This window comes from Clostridium sp. UBA2485 (assembly GCF_002341865.1).
Classification (GTDB): domain Bacteria; phylum Bacillota; class Clostridia; order Clostridiales; family Clostridiaceae; genus Clostridium_J.
This window is the reverse complement of sequence record NZ_DDOV01000106.1, coordinates 25,583-43,452: the sequence shown is the minus strand read 5'-3', so window position 1 is coordinate 43,452 and position 17,870 is coordinate 25,583. Positions and strand designations below refer to the sequence as shown.

At 30.1% G+C, this 17,870-nt stretch carries 16 protein-coding genes and 1 other RNA gene; all 17 read right to left on the bottom strand.

What is annotated here, in order from left to right; translation table 11 throughout:
• Positions 1 to 10 precede the first annotated feature (10 nt).
• The 17 genes from ssrS to queA all read right to left on the bottom strand — a co-directional run bounded on the left by ssrS (position 11) and on the right by queA (position 17,833).
• A non-coding RNA gene (gene ssrS / locus B3603_RS19735) (6S RNA) lies at positions 11 to 191 on the bottom strand.
• 136 nt (positions 192 to 327) lie between these two features.
• Positions 328 to 2,115, bottom strand: coding sequence for an aspartate--tRNA ligase (gene aspS / locus B3603_RS19730; protein WP_291568127.1), 1,788 nt, complete (start codon positions 2,113 to 2,115; stop codon positions 328 to 330).
• A gap of 20 nt (positions 2,116 to 2,135) precedes the next feature.
• Complete coding sequence (gene hisS / locus B3603_RS19725; RefSeq protein WP_291568124.1) at positions 2,136 to 3,389, bottom strand: histidine--tRNA ligase; 1,254 nt, start codon at positions 3,387 to 3,389, stop codon at positions 2,136 to 2,138.
• 15 nt (positions 3,390 to 3,404) lie between these two features.
• Positions 3,405 to 4,781: a coproporphyrinogen III oxidase gene (locus tag B3603_RS19720; RefSeq protein WP_396153003.1), complete on the bottom strand. Its 1,377-nt coding sequence runs from the start codon at positions 4,779 to 4,781 to the stop codon at positions 3,405 to 3,407.
• A 94-nt stretch (positions 4,782 to 4,875) separates the two neighbouring features.
• Positions 4,876 to 5,484: an MBL fold metallo-hydrolase gene (locus B3603_RS19715; protein WP_291568122.1), complete on the bottom strand. Its 609-nt coding sequence runs from the start codon at positions 5,482 to 5,484 to the stop codon at positions 4,876 to 4,878.
• Between the two features lie 11 nt (positions 5,485 to 5,495).
• A complete protein-coding gene (gene dtd, locus B3603_RS19710; protein ID WP_291568120.1) occupies positions 5,496 to 5,951 on the bottom strand; it encodes a D-aminoacyl-tRNA deacylase in 456 nt (151 codons plus the stop codon).
• A 19-nt stretch (positions 5,952 to 5,970) separates the two neighbouring features.
• Entirely contained in the window at positions 5,971 to 8,160 is a 2,190-nt protein-coding gene (locus B3603_RS19705; RefSeq protein ID WP_291568118.1) for a RelA/SpoT family protein, read from the bottom strand.
• A 132-nt stretch (positions 8,161 to 8,292) separates the two neighbouring features.
• Positions 8,293 to 8,811 carry an adenine phosphoribosyltransferase gene (locus tag B3603_RS19700; protein ID WP_291568116.1) on the bottom strand — a complete coding sequence of 173 codons (519 nt, stop codon included), beginning with the start codon at positions 8,809 to 8,811 and terminating at the stop codon, positions 8,293 to 8,295.
• Positions 8,812 to 9,069: 258 nt separating this feature from the next.
• The gene (locus B3603_RS19695; protein WP_291568115.1) at positions 9,070 to 9,954 is read right to left on the bottom strand and encodes a DHH family phosphoesterase; all 885 of its coding nucleotides are present in this window, start codon (positions 9,952 to 9,954) and stop codon (positions 9,070 to 9,072) included.
• Between the two features lie 772 nt (positions 9,955 to 10,726).
• On the bottom strand, positions 10,727 to 11,602 hold the full coding sequence (gene secF, locus B3603_RS19690) for a protein translocase subunit SecF (protein WP_291568112.1): 876 nt from the start codon (positions 11,600 to 11,602) through the stop codon (positions 10,727 to 10,729).
• A 4-nt stretch (positions 11,603 to 11,606) separates the two neighbouring features.
• Complete coding sequence (secD, locus tag B3603_RS19685) at positions 11,607 to 12,869, bottom strand: protein translocase subunit SecD (RefSeq protein ID WP_396152992.1); 1,263 nt, start codon at positions 12,867 to 12,869, stop codon at positions 11,607 to 11,609.
• A gap of 236 nt (positions 12,870 to 13,105) precedes the next feature.
• On the bottom strand, positions 13,106 to 14,470 hold the full coding sequence (gene scfB / locus B3603_RS19680; RefSeq protein ID WP_291568108.1) for a thioether cross-link-forming SCIFF peptide maturase: 1,365 nt from the start codon (positions 14,468 to 14,470) through the stop codon (positions 13,106 to 13,108).
• Between the two features lie 58 nt (positions 14,471 to 14,528).
• A complete protein-coding gene (gene scfA / locus B3603_RS19675) occupies positions 14,529 to 14,666 on the bottom strand; it encodes a six-cysteine ranthipeptide SCIFF (RefSeq protein ID WP_010292964.1) in 138 nt (45 codons plus the stop codon).
• A gap of 43 nt (positions 14,667 to 14,709) precedes the next feature.
• Entirely contained in the window at positions 14,710 to 15,078 is a 369-nt protein-coding gene (locus B3603_RS19670) for a TIGR04086 family membrane protein (protein WP_291568104.1), read from the bottom strand.
• Positions 15,079 to 15,132: 54 nt separating this feature from the next.
• Positions 15,133 to 15,423 (bottom strand): preprotein translocase subunit YajC, encoded by a 291-nt coding sequence (gene yajC, locus B3603_RS19665; protein ID WP_291568103.1) that lies wholly within the window; start codon positions 15,421 to 15,423, stop codon positions 15,133 to 15,135.
• Positions 15,424 to 15,480: 57 nt separating this feature from the next.
• Complete coding sequence (tgt, locus tag B3603_RS19660) at positions 15,481 to 16,611, bottom strand: tRNA guanosine(34) transglycosylase Tgt (RefSeq protein WP_291568101.1); 1,131 nt, start codon at positions 16,609 to 16,611, stop codon at positions 15,481 to 15,483.
• Between the two features lie 196 nt (positions 16,612 to 16,807).
• Entirely contained in the window at positions 16,808 to 17,833 is a 1,026-nt protein-coding gene (queA, locus tag B3603_RS19655; RefSeq protein WP_291568099.1) for a tRNA preQ1(34) S-adenosylmethionine ribosyltransferase-isomerase QueA, read from the bottom strand.
• Between the last annotated feature and the right edge of the window lie 37 nt (positions 17,834 to 17,870).

Genomic DNA, 17,870 nt, shown 5'->3' with positions numbered 1-17,870 from the left:
TTCTTATTAATTAATCCCCACCATGCCGTTTCCAAGGTATATTTGAACCCGTTCTCCCACGGGCGGAAATCTCCTTCATTGCTTCTGGTACCCGAGTCGTGCTCTAGTCAACACTCCACATGAAGAGTTAAGTTCCTATTGTATCAATGTTGGCTCAACATAGACCTATTCAACGCACACAGCAGGAGAAAAATTAAATATTTTTTACTTTGTATCTATATTATAAAACATATTTTTAAATTTTTCAAATAGTTCTAAGTTAAATTTAATAATATTTTATATTGTTATTTTACCTCTAAGCTTAACTATCATGGAAATAGTTAATAATTACTCTTCTTTTCTTGCATTTGTAGCTAAGGACAACTCATCTAATTGTTTTTTATCAACTACATTTGGTGCTTCGCTCATTGGGCAATAAGCATTTTGATTTTTAGGGAAAGTAATTACGTCTTTAATATTATCAGTTTCTGCTAAGAACATAACTATTCTATCAAGGCCATAAGCGAGTCCACCATGTGGAGGTGGTCCATATTTAAATGCCTCTAATAAAAATCCAAATCTCTCCCAAGCACTTTCCTTAGAAAATCCTAAAAGACTAAACATTTTTTCTTGTAGACTAGAATCATGTATTCTTATGCTTCCTCCGCCTAATTCTTCTCCATTTAGAACTATATCGTAAGCTTTTGCTCTTACCTTTGATGGATTAGTTTCTAAAAGTTCTATATCTTCATCCATAGGTGATGTAAATGGATGATGAAGAGCTACATATCTTCCTTCTTCCTCATCGTACTCAACAAGAGGGAACTCCGTTATCCATACAAAGTTAAATTCCTTATTATCCTTTAGTAATTCAAGTTCTTTTGCAAGTTCAAGTCTTAGTGCTCCTAAAGATTGTAGTACTACACTATCTACATCTGCTACTATCAGTACTAAATCTCCTACTTTAGCTTCTGCTTTATCCAATATAGCTTTCATTTCTTCTTCACTAAAGAATTTAGCTATTGGAGATTTTATTTCTTCTTCTTTATAAGCTATCCATGCAAGTCCTTTAGCTTTATAAGTTTTAACAAATTCACCTAGTTTATCAATTTTTTTTCTTCCCATATCTGCTGAATTTTTAACAGTTATAGCTCTTACCGATCCGCCATTTTCTATAGCATTTTTAAACACAGCAAATTCAGTATTTTTAACAGTTTCTGTAATATTCTTTATTTCCATACCAAATCTTAAATCTGGCTTATCAGAACCATACTTTTCCATAGCTTCACTATATGGCATTCTCTTTATTGGAAGTGAAACATCTACGTTTTTGATTTCTTTAAATACTCTTTGAATTAATCCTTCATTAAGTGCAATGACATCATTCATTTCAACAAAAGACATTTCAAGGTCTATTTGTGTAAATTCTGGTTGTCTATTTGCTCTTAAATCTTCATCTCTAAAGCATTTTACTATTTGGAAGTACTTATCATAGCCTGATACCATTAGTAATTGCTTAAATATTTGAGGTGATTGTGGCAATGCATAGAACATTCCTGGGTAGTTTCTACTTGGAACTAAATAGTCTCTAGCACCTTCTGGTGTACTCTTAGTTAACATTGGAGTTTCCATCTCTAGAAATCCATTTTCATCTAAATAGTCTCTAACAATCTTAGTTGTTTTATGTCTTATCATAAATATTTTTTGCATATCAGGTCTTCTAAGATCTAAATATCTATATTTTAATCTTATATTTTCTGAAGCATCTAAATCTTCTTTTATATATATTGGTGGTGTTTCTGACTCAGATAATATTTTAATACTTTCTCCCTTAAGCTCTATCATCCCTGTTGGCAAATTTGAGTTTGGAGATTCTCTCTTTACTATTTTTCCACTTACAGCAATACAATATTCAGACTTTGCAAGATCTGCCTTCTCAAAAGCTTCTTTATTTATTGCTTCTCCAAATACTACTTGTAAAAGCCCAGTTCTATCTCTTAAATCTATAAAAACTAGACCACCTAAATTTCTTTTTCTTTGAACCCACCCCATTACAGTCACTTCATTAGATATATGTTCTTCTCTAAGCTCACCGCACATAATGGTTCTTTTAAGTCCGTTTAGTGATTCTCCCATGTCCATTCCTCCCATAAATTTTAATTATTATTTACGATATTAATTATCTCTTCTATTTTATCTAAACTAACTTCAAATTGTGCACCATCACTCATGTTTTTTAATCTGAAGCTTCTATTTTTGATTTCATCTTCACCTAATATTGCTGTAAAATTAGCAGTTATTTTATTGGCATATTTCATTTGTGCTTTAACACTTCTTTCAAGATGATCACAGTCACACTTTAATCCCTGTTGTCTTAACTTATGAATTAATCTCACTGCTTCTAATTTTCCTTCATCACCCATAGAACCTATGTAAACATCCATATAATTTGGTTTTGAAATTTCAATTCCCTTTTCTTCAAGAGTTAAAAGTAATCTTTCAATTCCCATACCAAATCCTACTGCAGGCATCTCAGGCCCACCAACTTCACTTATTAAATAGTCGTATCTTCCTCCACCACAAAGGGTAAATCCATTGTCCATAACTTCAAATATTGTCTTACTATAGTAATCGAGGCCCCTAACTACTTGAGGATTAACTTTATATTCTATACCCATGGCAGTTAAATAATCTTTTAATCTTTTAAAATGCTCACTACACTCTTCACAGATAAAATCTAATATAATAGGTGCATCTGATACTACTTCTTTACATTTATCAACTTTGCAATCTAATATTCTAAGTGGATTTTTTTCTAGTCTTGTATTACAAGTTGTACAAAGCTCTTCTTTCTTTTCTTCTAGGAACATCTTTAAAGCTTCATTATACTTTTTCCTACATTCCGGGCATCCTAAACTATTTATGTTAAGTTCTAACCCAGTTATTCCAAAATGCTTATAGACATCCATTATTATACTTATTATTTCAGCATCTACAGAAGCTTCTTTTGCTCCAAAAACTTCTACTCCAAATTGATGATGTTCTCTAAGTCTTCCCTTTTGCATTTTTTCATATCTAAAAGCTGGAGTAAAATAAAACATCTTTGTAGGTTGTGTATCACTGTATAATGAATTTTCTACAAAAGCTCTAACTGTTGGTGCTGTACCTTCTGGTTTTAAAGTAATACTTCTACCACCTTTATCTTCAAAAGTATACATCTCCTTTTGAACTATGTCAGTAGTTTCACCAACACCTCTTTTAAAAAGTTCGGTGTTTTCAAACATAGGAGTTCTTATTTCTCTACAACCATAATTTGAAGCTATATTCCTCATTAAATTTTCTATATAATGCCACTTATAAACTTCATTTGGTAATAAATCCTTAGTACCCTTTGGCGCTTTTAAATCCATATTCACCCTCCTTTATTATTTATATATAGAGTTTAAAAGCTCTATCTTTTTTTCTATCATCTCATCAATTCTTTTTATGTATTCCCTTACATCTTTAACATTTCCAAATCTTTCAATTCTGTTTTCATCTAAGAAAACTATTTTAGAAACTGCATCTGCACCTAGTGCTATTATAGTTTGTTTTTCTTCTATCATCTGTATGTTATAAATACCTTCTTTACCCTCTAGTGCATATCCTACATTTTCCATGTTTCCAACCATATTTTTTTGTCTATACATATAATAGGGTTTCATATTAAGTTCTTTGGAAAGCTTAACTGTCCTTTTATACATAGCATTCAATTCATCTTGCTCTGGAATTTCAAAACTTTTATTAATAATCATATTTTCATAAAGTTTAGACGCCCTTTTGATAGACATTCCATGTATGGTAATACTATGAGGTTTTAGCTTAAATATCTCATCACAGGTTTTCTCTATATTAAGTATATTTTCCCCTGGAAGCCCTACAATCATGTCCATATTAATATTATCAAAACCTAAATCTACTGCTAAATTAAATTTTTCAATTACTGAAGACACGTCATGATTTCTTCCTATTAACTTTAAGGTATTATCATTCATACTTTGAGGGTTAATACTAATTCTTTGAACTCCATACTTTTTCATAGATAAAAGCTTATTTTCAGTTATACTATCTGGTCTTCCGCATTCTACAGTAAACTCCTTAATGTTTCTACCATCAACAAAACCACTATAAATATGCTTCATAGTTTCTTCAAAATCTTCATCATTTACTGAAGTAGGTGTACCTCCTCCAAAATAAACACATTCTATTTTTAAATTTTTTTCTTTAATATAAGTGCTTAATGCTTCTATCTCCAAATAAAGAGATTTTAAATACGGCTTTACTATATCTTTACATATTCCTATTGGATTTGATGTAAAAGAACAGTATGCACATCTTGTTGGACAAAATGGCATACCTATATAAATACTTATTACCTTCTCATCCTTATTTACTATATCTCTCTCCCATTTAGCTACATCTATACATAACTTAGCTTTCTCTTCTGAGGTTAAATGTCTATTTTGAAAGTCTCTTATTATTTCTTCCTCACTATATCCTTTTCCTAAAAGCTCTAAGGCTTTTTTAGAAGGCCTTATTCCAACTAAAGTTCCCCAAGGCAGTATTTTATCTGTTTCTTCACTTAAAATTTTAAATACTGCCTTTCTTAACTCTTCTTTTACTTTATATTCTTTATCTAATTTTAATATCTTTATCTTATCATTGCATTTTATATTTATTACTTCATCATCAACTTTAATTTCAATGTGAGGATTTTCATTAACAAATTCTATATCACTAAAGGGATAAAATAAATTTATCATTTGAAAAACATCATATCTAAAGTCTAAATTATTTAACTTTACTTTAATTACTTTGTCTACTTTATACAATTTTATCAAATCCTTTATAAAACCTCTATCCTTTAATAAAAGGATTCATAAGCCTTTCTTTTGCTAATGTGGAACTTGGTCCATGTCCAGGATAAACTACCGTATTCTCAGGTAAAATCATTATTTTTTTCTTTATAGATTCCATTAATGTTTCATAATCTCCACCAACTAAATCTGTTCTACCTATTGAACCAGTAAATAACGTATCACCAGTGAAAAGATTATTATCTATTTTAAAGCAAAGTCCACCTGGAGTATGACCTGGGGTTTCAATACACTCTACTATAAAGTTTCCACATTTAATTTGGTCTTTTTCCTTTAAAAACAAACTTATTCCAGCAGCAATTTCTGCTCCATAAACATAAGTACCTCTTTCCATTAAAATATGATCTTTTTCACTTATGCCCACTTTACTATTAAAAATGTTATGAAGTTCATCAACACCACCAGTATGGTCTAGATGTCCATGAGTTAAAAGTATATATTTAACTTCTGCACCTAAACTAATTATAGCTTTTTCTATATCATCAACATCTCCGCCAGGATCTAGGACTACTGCTTCCTTAGTATCCTCATCCATGATTATATAGCAATTAGCGCCATAAATCCCTGCCACAACTCTTCTTATAACCATATTTTTCACCTCTAGAAATCTTTTTTACTTTCCAGTAATAATGTTACTGGCCCATCATTTTGAATATAAACCTGCATATCTGCTCCAAATTCTCCTGTTTGGACTTTATCTTCACCTAGTTGCTTTTTAAATTCAGAAACAAGCTCATTGTACATTTGTTCTGCAATTTCTCCACCTTGCGATTTTATAAAGTCTGGTCTTTTTCCTTTTCTACAATCTCCATATAAAGTAAATTGAGATATTAATAAAATACTACCGCCTATATCTTCTACTGAAAAATTCATCTTATCGTTTTCATCTTCAAATATTCTCATTCCTAAGACTTTACGAACTATATACTCTATATCTTCCTTTGTATCTTCTTTACTAACGCCTATTAGTACATTCAATCCTCGATCAATTTGTCCAATCACTTTATTTTTAACTTCAACCCTTGACGCCTTCACCCTTTGAACAACCGCTCTCATAACCTATCCATCTCCTCAATTAATTTTTAATTCTATAGACATCGTAAACTCCATTAAGACGTCTTATCTTTTTTTGAATTTCTACTAGTTGTTCTGCACTTGTAATAGAAATTTTAATATTTATTATTACTTCTCCAGTTCTAGTAGCCTTAGCATTTACTGAATTTATTGAAGTTTTAACTTCATTTAGCAAGTTAATAGCCTCTGTCAATATGCCAAATCTATCTTCAGCCTTAATTTGAAGCTCTGTTACATATCTACCCGAAATTTTTTCACTGCCCCAGCTTACTTCTACAATCTTATTATCCTCACTTTTTTGAAGTGCAATAAGATTTTTACAATCTTTTCTATGAACAGAAACACCCTTACCTTTTGTTATATAACCTATAATCTCATCTCCCGGTACAGGATTACAGCATTTAGCATATCTTATCAAAAGATTACTTTCACCTTTAACTTGAACTTGAGATGAACTGTGCTTTTTGTTTGAATTTTTATTATTATATTTATTTATTTTTTCTTCAATGCTCTTATTCTCTTCTTCTTGAGTTAAAGCTTTTTTAGATTCAATAAGCGGCTCTTTAAGCTTATTCACAATATTATTAGGAAGAATCTCATTCACTCCTAAAGTTGCATATAAATCTTCTAAATTTTTCAAATTATATCTTTTAAGAGTTTTTTCTAATGCCGATGATTTTATTAGCTCATTTACCATAAAACCTTGTTTTTTAGCTTCTCTTTCAAGGTATTCCTTACCCTTTTCAATACTCTCATCTCTTCTTGACTTTTTAAACCAAACTTTTATTTTACTTTTAGCCCTGTTACTCTTTGCAATATTAATCCAGTCAATACTTGGACCTTTAGAATTAGGTGAAGTTATAATTTCAACTATTTCCCCAGTCTTTAAGCTATATGTGAGCTGAACTATCTTACCATTAACTTTAGCTCCAGTACATTTATGACCTATATCTGTATGTATGCTATAAGCAAAATCTATTGGTGTTGAGTCATGTGGAAGACTTATAACATCTCCTTTAGGTGTAAACACAAAAACCTCATCAGAAAATAAATCTATTTTAAACCCTTCCATAAACTCTTCAGCATCTGCAGTTTCTCCTTGCCATTCCAGCATCTCCCTAAGCCAAGAAAGTCTGGATTCTAAGGAATCGTTATTGCCCTCTACTCCTTCTTTATACTTCCAGTGAGCAGCAATACCATACTCAGCAGTTCTATGCATATCATATGTTCTAATTTGAATTTCTACAGGTTTACCAAAAGGTCCAATTACTGTAGTATGTATGGATTGGTACATATTAGGCTTAGGCATAGCTATATAGTCTTTAAATCTACCAGGAATAGGCTTATACATAGTATGGACAATCCCCAATGAAGCATAGCAGTTACCTATATCATCAACTAATATTCTAACTGCTGTTAAATCAAATATCTGATCTATAGTTTTATTTTTAGTAATCATTTTTCTATAAATGCTATAAAAATGTTTAGGTCTTCCCTCTATTTCTGATTTAATTCCAACTATATCTAAATTAGATTTCAATTTAGATATAATATGTTCAATCTGATCTTCTCTTTCTGCTCTTTTTTCTGAAATTAATTTAACTAAATCATAATATTCAGTTGGATTTAAATATCTAAGTGCTAAATCTTCTAGATCCCACTTAATTTTAGATATACCTAATCTATGTGCTAGTGGTGCATAAATATCTAATGTTTCTTTCGCCTTTTCTCTTTGCTTAGCTTCAGGCATATATTTTAAAGTTCTCATATTATGTAATCTATCTGCAAGCTTAATTAATATAACTCTAATATCTTTAGCCATAGCAAGTAACATTTTTCTAACATTATCCGCTTGTTGTTCTTCTTTAGTCTTATATTTAATTTTTCCAAGTTTCGATACTCCTTGAACTAAGTCTGCAACCTCCACACTAAAAATATTACATATATCCTCATAAGTATATTCAGTATCTTCAATTACGTCGTGAAGAAGACCAGCAACTATAGTAGATGTATCTAATCCTAGCTCTGCTAATATACATGAAACTTCTACTGGATGGATTATATAGGGTTCACCAGACTCCCTTTTTTGGTTTTTATGAGCCTCTACAGAAAGATTAAAAGCCTTTGTAACCAATTCTATATCTACATTATGACAATTATTTTCAATCTTATCTAATAATTTCTCTAGCATTGAGATTACACCCCTAAAACTAAAGGCTGGTTACACAACCAGCCACTATTTTTTACTAATAATAATATTATATAATAACCATTATATTTATGCAATTTGCTTTGTGTAATTTAGCAGTAACAATGTATTTTATTATATGTTATATTGTACTACAGACATAATATCGTAGTTATCAATCTTTTCTCTTCCGTTCAAATCAGTAAGCTCAATAACAAAGTCTAGTGATACAACTTCTCCTCCAACTTCCTCAACAAGCTTAGCTACTGCTGAAACCGTTCCTCCTGTTGCTAGTAAGTCATCAACTATAGCAACTCTTTGTCCTGGCTTTATAGAATCCTTATGAATTTCTAATGAATCAGTACCATATTCTAAATCATATTCAACCTTCATTGTGTCATATGGCAATTTTCCCGGCTTCCTAATAGGTATAAATCCTATACCCATGGCATAAGCTACAGGTACTCCAAATAAAAAACCTCTTGCTTCTGGACCAACAATTAAGTCAATATTCTTATCCTTTAAGTGCTCTACAATTTTATCTATAGTTAATTTTAAAGCTTCTCCATCCTGTAATAAAGTTGTAATATCCTTAAAGCTTATACCTTCCTTTGGGAATCCATCAATAACTCTTATTTTATCTTTTAAATCCATCGTTATTCCCCCTCTATAATATTCTGTACGAACATCTCTATAGTAAGTAATTTAATCATACAGTTTATTATATATTTAAAACTATAATTTATGCAATAAGGCCTCTTAAATAAATTAACTAATCAAAATATGACGGATATTTTGCACTAAACATATCCACGAAACTCAGTTATAGTACCCTATCATAGAATAATGGAAAATAAACTATTATGATGACTAGTTATCTTTTAAGTTGCCTAAGCCTAATTTAATTTTTTATTATACAATTTGTAAATTCATCTGTATTTCTTTTTTATTAATTATTTTATTAGTCCTTTTTATCTCATTATATAAATACTTTGAAATTTGTTTTGCTCTATAGCTATCATTAGTAGTAAAAAGTTCTATAGCTATTTTTGCATTATCTATACGCCCCATAGAGTTTGACTTAGGAAATATATCAATAGTTAAATTGCTATTAATAAATTCTTCAATATTATTAACATTATTATCATCTAACAATGCTCTTATACCATAATTATTAGTATAAGATAATTGTTTTAAACCTTCCTCAATTATGTAGCTATTTTCTCCCACTACAGGACTACCCTTAGATATAGTTCCTAGCATTACTAAATCTATATATTTATTTATACAACTCATTTTATAATAAGAGGATATAGTTTGTGCTAACTTATAGGCAACCCCTACTGCAGAGAGATTTTTAAAAGGATAGTTACATCCCTTTTGATTAGGATTAACTACAATTATATCTTCCATATCATTTGTAGTTTTATGATAATCAGTGACAATAATATCTATATTTAACTCCTTGCAAAGCGCTATTTCCTTTTCTGAGTTTATAGTTGAACCTACAGTTATTATAAGGTCTGCACCTAAGTACTTTATGTAATTTTGTATGTCATTATCATTTAAGTTTCTATTTGCTCTAGCTTCGTTAGGCTGAAAATACTCCACATCTGCATTAAGATATCTCAAAACTAAAATTAAAAGAGATATAGCTGTAATACTATCAAAATCATAATAACCATAAACAACTATCTTTTCTCTCTCATTTATAGCTTGTATTATTCTTCTTAGAGCATTCTTCATACCTTTAAGTAATAGTGGATTATAGGTATTTTTAATGTAGTGTTCGTCCATAATATGCTCCTCCAAAATAATAGAAAACAAATATATTATAATTTAAAATCCTTGATATTACAAACCTTTTTACAAAAAAACATGAAAAACAAAGTTTTAACCGCTTGAAATAAAATAATTAGTGAAAATTGCTATAAATTATGATATAAAATAAGCTAACATAGTTCCTAATTATTTTTTCAAAATGACTTAAATTAAACTTTTATAAATTACAACTAAAAGTAATTAAAAATTCATCATTTTTATAAAGATTTATAGTTACAAATATATAACTTCAACTATAAAATATTAAACTTATATATTTATAACTATAGATATACTGCTACTAAATTTAATACATGCATTTATATAATTGCATTATTTAAAACTCACATCAATATAAAATTGATAATTGACTATGAACAATTGACAATTATGGTAAATTCTCAGCAGAGCATAAGAATTTTTCAACTGATTTATTTTATGAATTTTATTGTTTTCTTTTATATAATAATAAAAATTTTTTTTTCTTATAAAGCACTAAAAAGTTATGCTTTTTAACTAAATCTTTACAGAAATTAATTTGTCTAAAATTAATTTAATCATTAATTATCAACTGTCAATTTTCAATTAGTTAAAACGCCTTAGCCTCTTTCATGCAATAAATTAAAATACTCTTATTTTTAATGTAATGCATCTATATAACATTCATATTTGTCATTATCATAGATTAAAAAAGTCAGAAATGGAATGTTCTTAATTCTCTTTCTGACTTTATTTTCTTTCTTAAAAACTACTTAGTAGCAGGAGACATCTTTCTTTTTTTTAGCATAACCCAAATAGGACTTGCTATGAAAATTGAAGAATAAGCTCCTGTCGCTATACCAACTATTAATGGAAATGAAAACTCTCTTATAGTTGGAACAAATATATAAACTGCTGTTATAGTGAATAATGTAGTTAATGATGTATTTATTGACCTTGATAAAGTCTGATTAATACTTATATTAGCAATTTCATCCACGCTAACTTTTCTCATCTTCTTAGAATTTTCTCTTATTCTATCAAATATAACTATAGTATCATTTATAGAGTAACCTACAATTGTAAGTATTGCAGCAATAAAAGGTGTGTTTACAGGAATACCTAAAATTGCATATACCCCTATAGTAACAAGAACATCATGAACTACAGCTATTATTGCAGCAGCCCCAAAATTAAATTCAAATCTCATGCCTATATAAACAAGCATTGCTAAGTTAGCTACAATTAATGCTAACAAAGTTTTTGTTTTTAACTCTTTACCTATTGTTCCTCCTATAGTTTCTTTATCTAGAATGGCACTATCATCCAATGAAAATTCCTTTTTAATTTCACTTACTAACTCATTAGTCTTTTCTTCATTAAGAACATCTGCTTGAACTACTATTTCAATTTCTTTTCCCTCATTTGCAATCTTCGTTGAGTATTTATCCTTAGCATATTTATCTAAAATTGAATTTACTTTTTCTTTTTCAAACTGTTTGTTCATATTTATGTTTATTAGGGTACCACCTTTAAAATCTATACCGAAGTTTAGCCCTTTAAATAAAGTAAACCCCATTCCAATCAAAATAACTAAAAGTGATATGGTAAACCATACTTTTGTTCTTTCTATTATCTTAATCATACTCCTACCCCCTCTTCACACCAAAATGGGAAGGTTTGCTAATAAGTCCCATTTCGACAGTTTTTCTTAATAAAAACTTGGTAACAGTAAGAGCTGTAAATATACTTATAATTATACCTATCATTAATGTTAGTCCAAAACCTTTAACTGCCCCTGTTCCTACAAAATATAATGATGCAGCAGCAATTATAGTTGTAATATTTGAGTCCAATATAGATGAAAATGCTTTATCAAATCCTGACTCCACTGAGGTTTTAATAGATTTCCCTGTTTTTAATTCTTCTTTAATTCTTTCAAATATAAGTACGTTAGCATCAACTGCCATACCTACCGTAAGTAAGAATCCTGCTATACCTGATAAAGTTAAAGTAACATTAAATACAGCAAAAGCCATAAGAAGTAAAACCACATATAAAACTAGTGAAAAACAGCATACTACTCCTGGTGCTCTATAATAAAGCATCATAAATAACATTACAAATAATATTCCAACTACTGCCGCTTTTTTGCTTAGTCCTAAAGCTTCCATTCCAATAGTTGGGCCTACTGTTTTAACGGATACTGCTTCTACTGGTACTGGTAACGCTCCTGATTTTATTATATTTGCTATTGATTTAGCTTCTTCTAATGATGCCATTCCTGAGATAACTGCTTTTCCTTCTCTTATAACTTGATTAACTACAGGATTAGTTAACACCTCTTCGTCCATAGTAATAGCAATTTGTTTTCCTACAAATTTTTCCGTTGCTTCAGCAAATTTTTTAGTTCCTTCATCATTAAGCTCAAGTCCCACTACAGATTTACCTTCTTGATCATAATGCGCTACAGCGTCTTTAACATCTTTACCTGTAAGCACTACTTCTTTATCTGGGCCTACAAACTTTAGCTCTCCAGTTTTTCCAACAGTATTTAATACTGCCTTAGTATCAAATTGACCTGGTACTTCAATTCTTATTCTTTTTTCACCTTCACGGGTTACTGCTATTTCGCTAACACCCAGCTTATTAACCCTCATAGAAATTAACTCTATAGTTCTGTCTACTGTACTAGAATCAACTTTATCTGCTTTTACTTCCATAAGTAGAGACGAACCACCTTGTAAATCAAGTCCTTTATTTATTGCGGACCCAAAGGATTTAATTCTATAATCAAAGACTTCTAGTCCAAAGTAACCTGCATAAGCTAAAAAGGCTATTATACCTATAGCAATAATAAATAAAGCACTACTTTTACCTTTACCTTTCTTCATGTTTATCCCCTTTCCCATCTAAGTTAATCTTTACTTTTCTAAGGCGTCTAAAATAAAATAACTAGGAAAAGATGCAACGAACATTTTGTGTCACACAAAGACACATAACCTGCTGTGAGTAGTGCTATGAGCAGGTTGCGCCGATGCAGTATGGCACAAAATAGACTAGCATACTGACCAATTATTTTTTTGAGGATGCCTAAGGTAAATTATATATCCTATAAAAATAATAGTCAATGTTTTCAAAGATTACATTACTCTTCCATAAGTTTTGTTTTTAAAGCAATGGCACACTCTACTCTTTTCTTTTGCATTTCACATCCTACTTCATAAGGTTTATGCATATCTCCATTGAAGTTAAAGTTATTTGCTTGACATCCTCCACTACAATAGAATCTTGCCCAACACTTTTTACAAGTTGGTTTATTATATATGTGAGCATCTTTAAAAGTCTGAACTAAATTTTGATCTTTTATACCATCATAAATATTTCCTAGTAAATAATCTTCATTTCCAACAAATTGATGACAAGGATATATGTCTCCATCTGGCGTAACAGCTACATATTCATGACCTGCACCACAGCCAGAAATTCTCTTATAAACACATGGTCCGCCTTGAAGATCAATATTAAAATGATAAAATCTAAATCCTTTTCCCTCTTTATGTCTTCTTAGCATATCCTCGTATAATTTATCATATTGTTCAAATATTATTGGCAGATCTTCACTTCTTAGAGATAATTCATGTTCATTTGGAAGAACAACAGGTTCAATAGATATTTCTTCAAAGCCTAAATCAGCCATATGTTTAACATCCTCAAAGAAGTCTGTATTTTCTCTTGTAAAAGTTCCTCTTACATAATAAGATTTAGATTTATCTCTCATATCCACCATCTTTTTTATTTTAGGTAGAATACTATCATAGCATCCGCTACCATCTACTCTTATTCTTACTTTATCGTTGATTTCTTTTCTTCCATCAATACTTAAAACTAAGTTACCCATATTTTCATCTAAATATTTCATATTTTCATCATTTAGTAAAGTAGCATTAGTTGTCATTGTAAATCTTATATTTTTATTATAGATTTTTTCTTGCTCTCTAGCATAATCAACTATTTCTTTAATGGTACCAAAAGCCATTAGTGGTTCTCCGCCAAATAAATCTATCTCTATATTTTTTCTACTTCCTGAATTTGCTATAACAAAATCTATCGCTTTTTTCCCAACTTCAGGTGACATTGCTTTTCTACATCCATGATACTCACCTTCATCTGCAAAACAATACTTACATCTTAAGTTGCAATCATGAATTATATTTAAGCAAAGAGCCTTTATATAAGATGGACCTTGTCCACTTTTTTTCGCTATATTTTCGTATAAATCTAATGAATATAATATACCTTCGCTAACAAGTTCTTTAAGTTCATTGTAAACTTCTTCAATCTCTTCTATAGAATATTTTTCTTTAAACTCTTCAATTAACTCTTCTTTACTTCTCAATTTATTTTCATCGAGTAAATCATAAACTAGTTCATCTACTACATGTACTGCTCCAGAATTTACATCTATTACATAATAATCATTACCTTGTACAAATTTATGAATTAGTGACATTTTTTTCCTCCTAGCTAAATATAAAGCAGTAACCCTAAGTTACTGCCTTTTCTAAATATTAGTTTTCACAAGCTAAGTTAGCTACTGTGCATGAAGTTTTACATGCTGATTGACAAGAGTTAGCACACTCTTTGCATCCTGGCTTCTTTAAGCTTTCTTTAATATTTGATTTGTTTACTGTTTTGATGTGTTTCATATTGTGATTTCCTCCATCCTAATTATTTATATCTATATAAATTTTATAGATTTACAGCTATCATTCCAGAAAGGGCACCAACAATTAGTGCTAAAGCTAATCTTACAAATTCTTTTATGCCAAAAGCAAACTCTCTACCGCATATTATGCCAACTATAAAAATTGCCAACATGTAAAAAAGAGCAACTAAAATACCCATTAACCATCCATTATGGCCTGCTTTCATAGTAGCATATATAGTACCATAAAGAATACTTAATGTTGTTAACACCACAAAAAATACCGATGTTACCACAGCATTGACAGAAATAAAACTAACGATTAGTGAATAAATCACTAAACAAAACATGGTTAAAATAAAAGCCCTTAACACTCCATGCCCTATACAAGAATATTTTATTTTTTTTAACATTTATAATACCCCCCATCTATTTAATACATATGAATAGATGGGAGAAATTATTCATTAATCTTCTTTAGTTAAAGCTACTTCTGATGCTTTTACAACATGACTGATACCTTGTTTTGCCATTTTAATTCTAGCTCTATCAGGACCACTTTCTAAAATAATGTAATCATCTTGTATGTTAACGATTTTGCCCATTATTCCGCCTTTAGTCATTATTTCATCATTCATCTTTAAAGTAGTTAACATTTCTTCATATTTTTTTCTTCTTTTCTTCTCTGGCATAAAAACCATGATGTAAAATAATCCCAACATCAATACTATAGGTAATAAACCAATTAATTGTTGCATAATCTCCCTCCTTTCAGTTCCTTATATTATATCCAAATAAAATTTAACATTGGCATATTATGCTTTTCCATCCCATTGAGATAACTTTTCATTTTTAAAATCTTCAAAGTAATCTCCATCAATAGCAGCTCTTATATCTTCCATAAGCTTGTTATAGAAATATAAATTATGTAATACACAAAGTCTCATTGCAAGCATTTCCTTAGCTTTAAATAAGTGTCTTATGTATGCTCTTGTATAAGATTTACATGCTGGACATTGACACCCTTCATCTATTGGATTATCGTCAAGTTCAAACTTTGCATTCATAAGATTTATTTTACCATATTTAGTGAATACGTGTCCATGTCTTCCATTTCTAGCTGGAAGCACACAATCAAAGAAATCTACTCCCCTTGAAACCGCTTCTAAAATATTACTTGGAAGTCCTACTCCCATTAAGTAAATCGGCTTATCTTCTGGAAGATGTGGAACAACCGCCTCAATTATTCTATACATTTCCTCATGGGTTTCTCCTACTGCAAGACCTCCAATAGCGTAGCCATCTAAATCCATTTTAGAAATAGTTTTAGCATGTTCTATTCTTATATCTTCATAAACTCCACCTTGATTTATTCCAAATAACATTTGCTGCTTATTTATAGTATTTGGAAGGGAATTTAATCTATCCATTTCTTTTTTACATCTTTCAAGCCATCTTGTTGTTCTTGCCACTGATTTTTCAACATACTCCCTTGAAGATGGATTAGGAATGCACTCATCAAAAGCCATTGCTATAGTTGAAGCTAAATTGCTTTGAATCTGCATACTTTCCTCAGGTCCCATAAATATTTTTTTACCATCTATATGAGAGTTAAAATAAACTCCCTCTTCTTGTATCTTTCTCATACTTGATAATGAGAAAACTTGAAATCCACCTGAATCTGTTAATATTGGTCTATCCCAATTCATAAACTTATGTAATCCGCCCATTTTTTTTACCACTTCATCACTAGGTCGCAAATGTAGATGATATGTATTTGAAAGTTCAACTTGGCATCCTATTTCTTTTAAATCCATTGATGATACTGCACCTTTAATAGCTGCAAGTGTGCCAACATTCATAAACACAGGAGTTTGAACCACTCCATGAGCTGTGGTAAATTCCCCTCTTCTCACATTTCCACTTTTCTTTAACAATTTATACATAACTAAAAATCTTCCTCCTAATTAGTTAAGGCATCTGAAATAAAATAACTGTTCAAAGATACCACGTCTATTTTGTATCAAGCAAAGAAATAGGTTTCGCTCATAGTTTAAGCTATGAGTGAGTTCTGTTGACATAGTATGATAGAAAACAGACTAGTATACTGACTAGCTATTTTTTGAAGATGCCTAGAGTTATTCAGTGTAAAAACATTGCATCTCCAAAACTGAAAAATCTATATTTATTCTCTACTGCTATTTTATAAGCATTCATTACAATATCTCTATTTGAAAAAGCACTAATTAACATTATAAGTGTTGATTCTGGAAGATGAAAGTTTGTTATAAGTGCATCTACAATTTTAAATTTATATCCTGGATATATAAATATATTTGTATATCCAGATGCTTCTTTTACTCTTCCATTTTCATCACTAACACTTTCTAGTGTTCTATTAGAAGTAGTTCCTACCGCTATTACTTTCTTTCCTGCTTCCTTTGTGGCATTTATAATATCAGCAGTTTCTTTAGAAAGATAATAATACTCTGAATGCATTTCATGCTCTTCTATATTTTCCGCTTTAACCGGTCTAAATGTTCCTAGTCCTACATGTAAAGTAATAAATATAACTTTAATTCCCTTGCTTTTTATTTGCTCTAAAAGTTCTTCTGTGAAATGAAGTCCTGCTGTAGGTGCTGCAGCGGAGCCAACCTCTTTTGAATAAACTGTTTGATATCTTTCTCTATCTTCAAGTTTTTCCGTTATATATGGTGGAAGTGGCATTTCGCCTAACATATCTAAAACTTCCTCAAAAATTCCCTGATACTCAAAGCGAACTTTTCTATTACCATTTTCTAATACTTCAATTATTTCAGCTTTAAGTTCACCATTACCAAAAATAAATCTTGAACCTAATTTCGCTCTTTTCCCTGGCTTAACTAGTGTTTCCCATATATCTTTTTCTAATCTTCTTAAAAGAAGAAATTCCATTTTAGCTCCTGTTTCTTCTTTTATTCCATGTAATCTGGCTGGTAATACTCTAGTATCATTTAAAACTAGAGTATCTCCCTCTTCAAAATAATCTATAATATCTTTAAATTTTTTATGCTCTATTTCTCCATTAATTTTGTTTACCACCATAAGTTTAGATTCATCTCTTTTTTCAAGTGGTACTTGAGCTATAAGCTCCTGTGGTAAATCAAAATAAAAATCTTTAACCTTCAAATTTTACACCTTCTTAAATTTAAAATAAATTTATTCC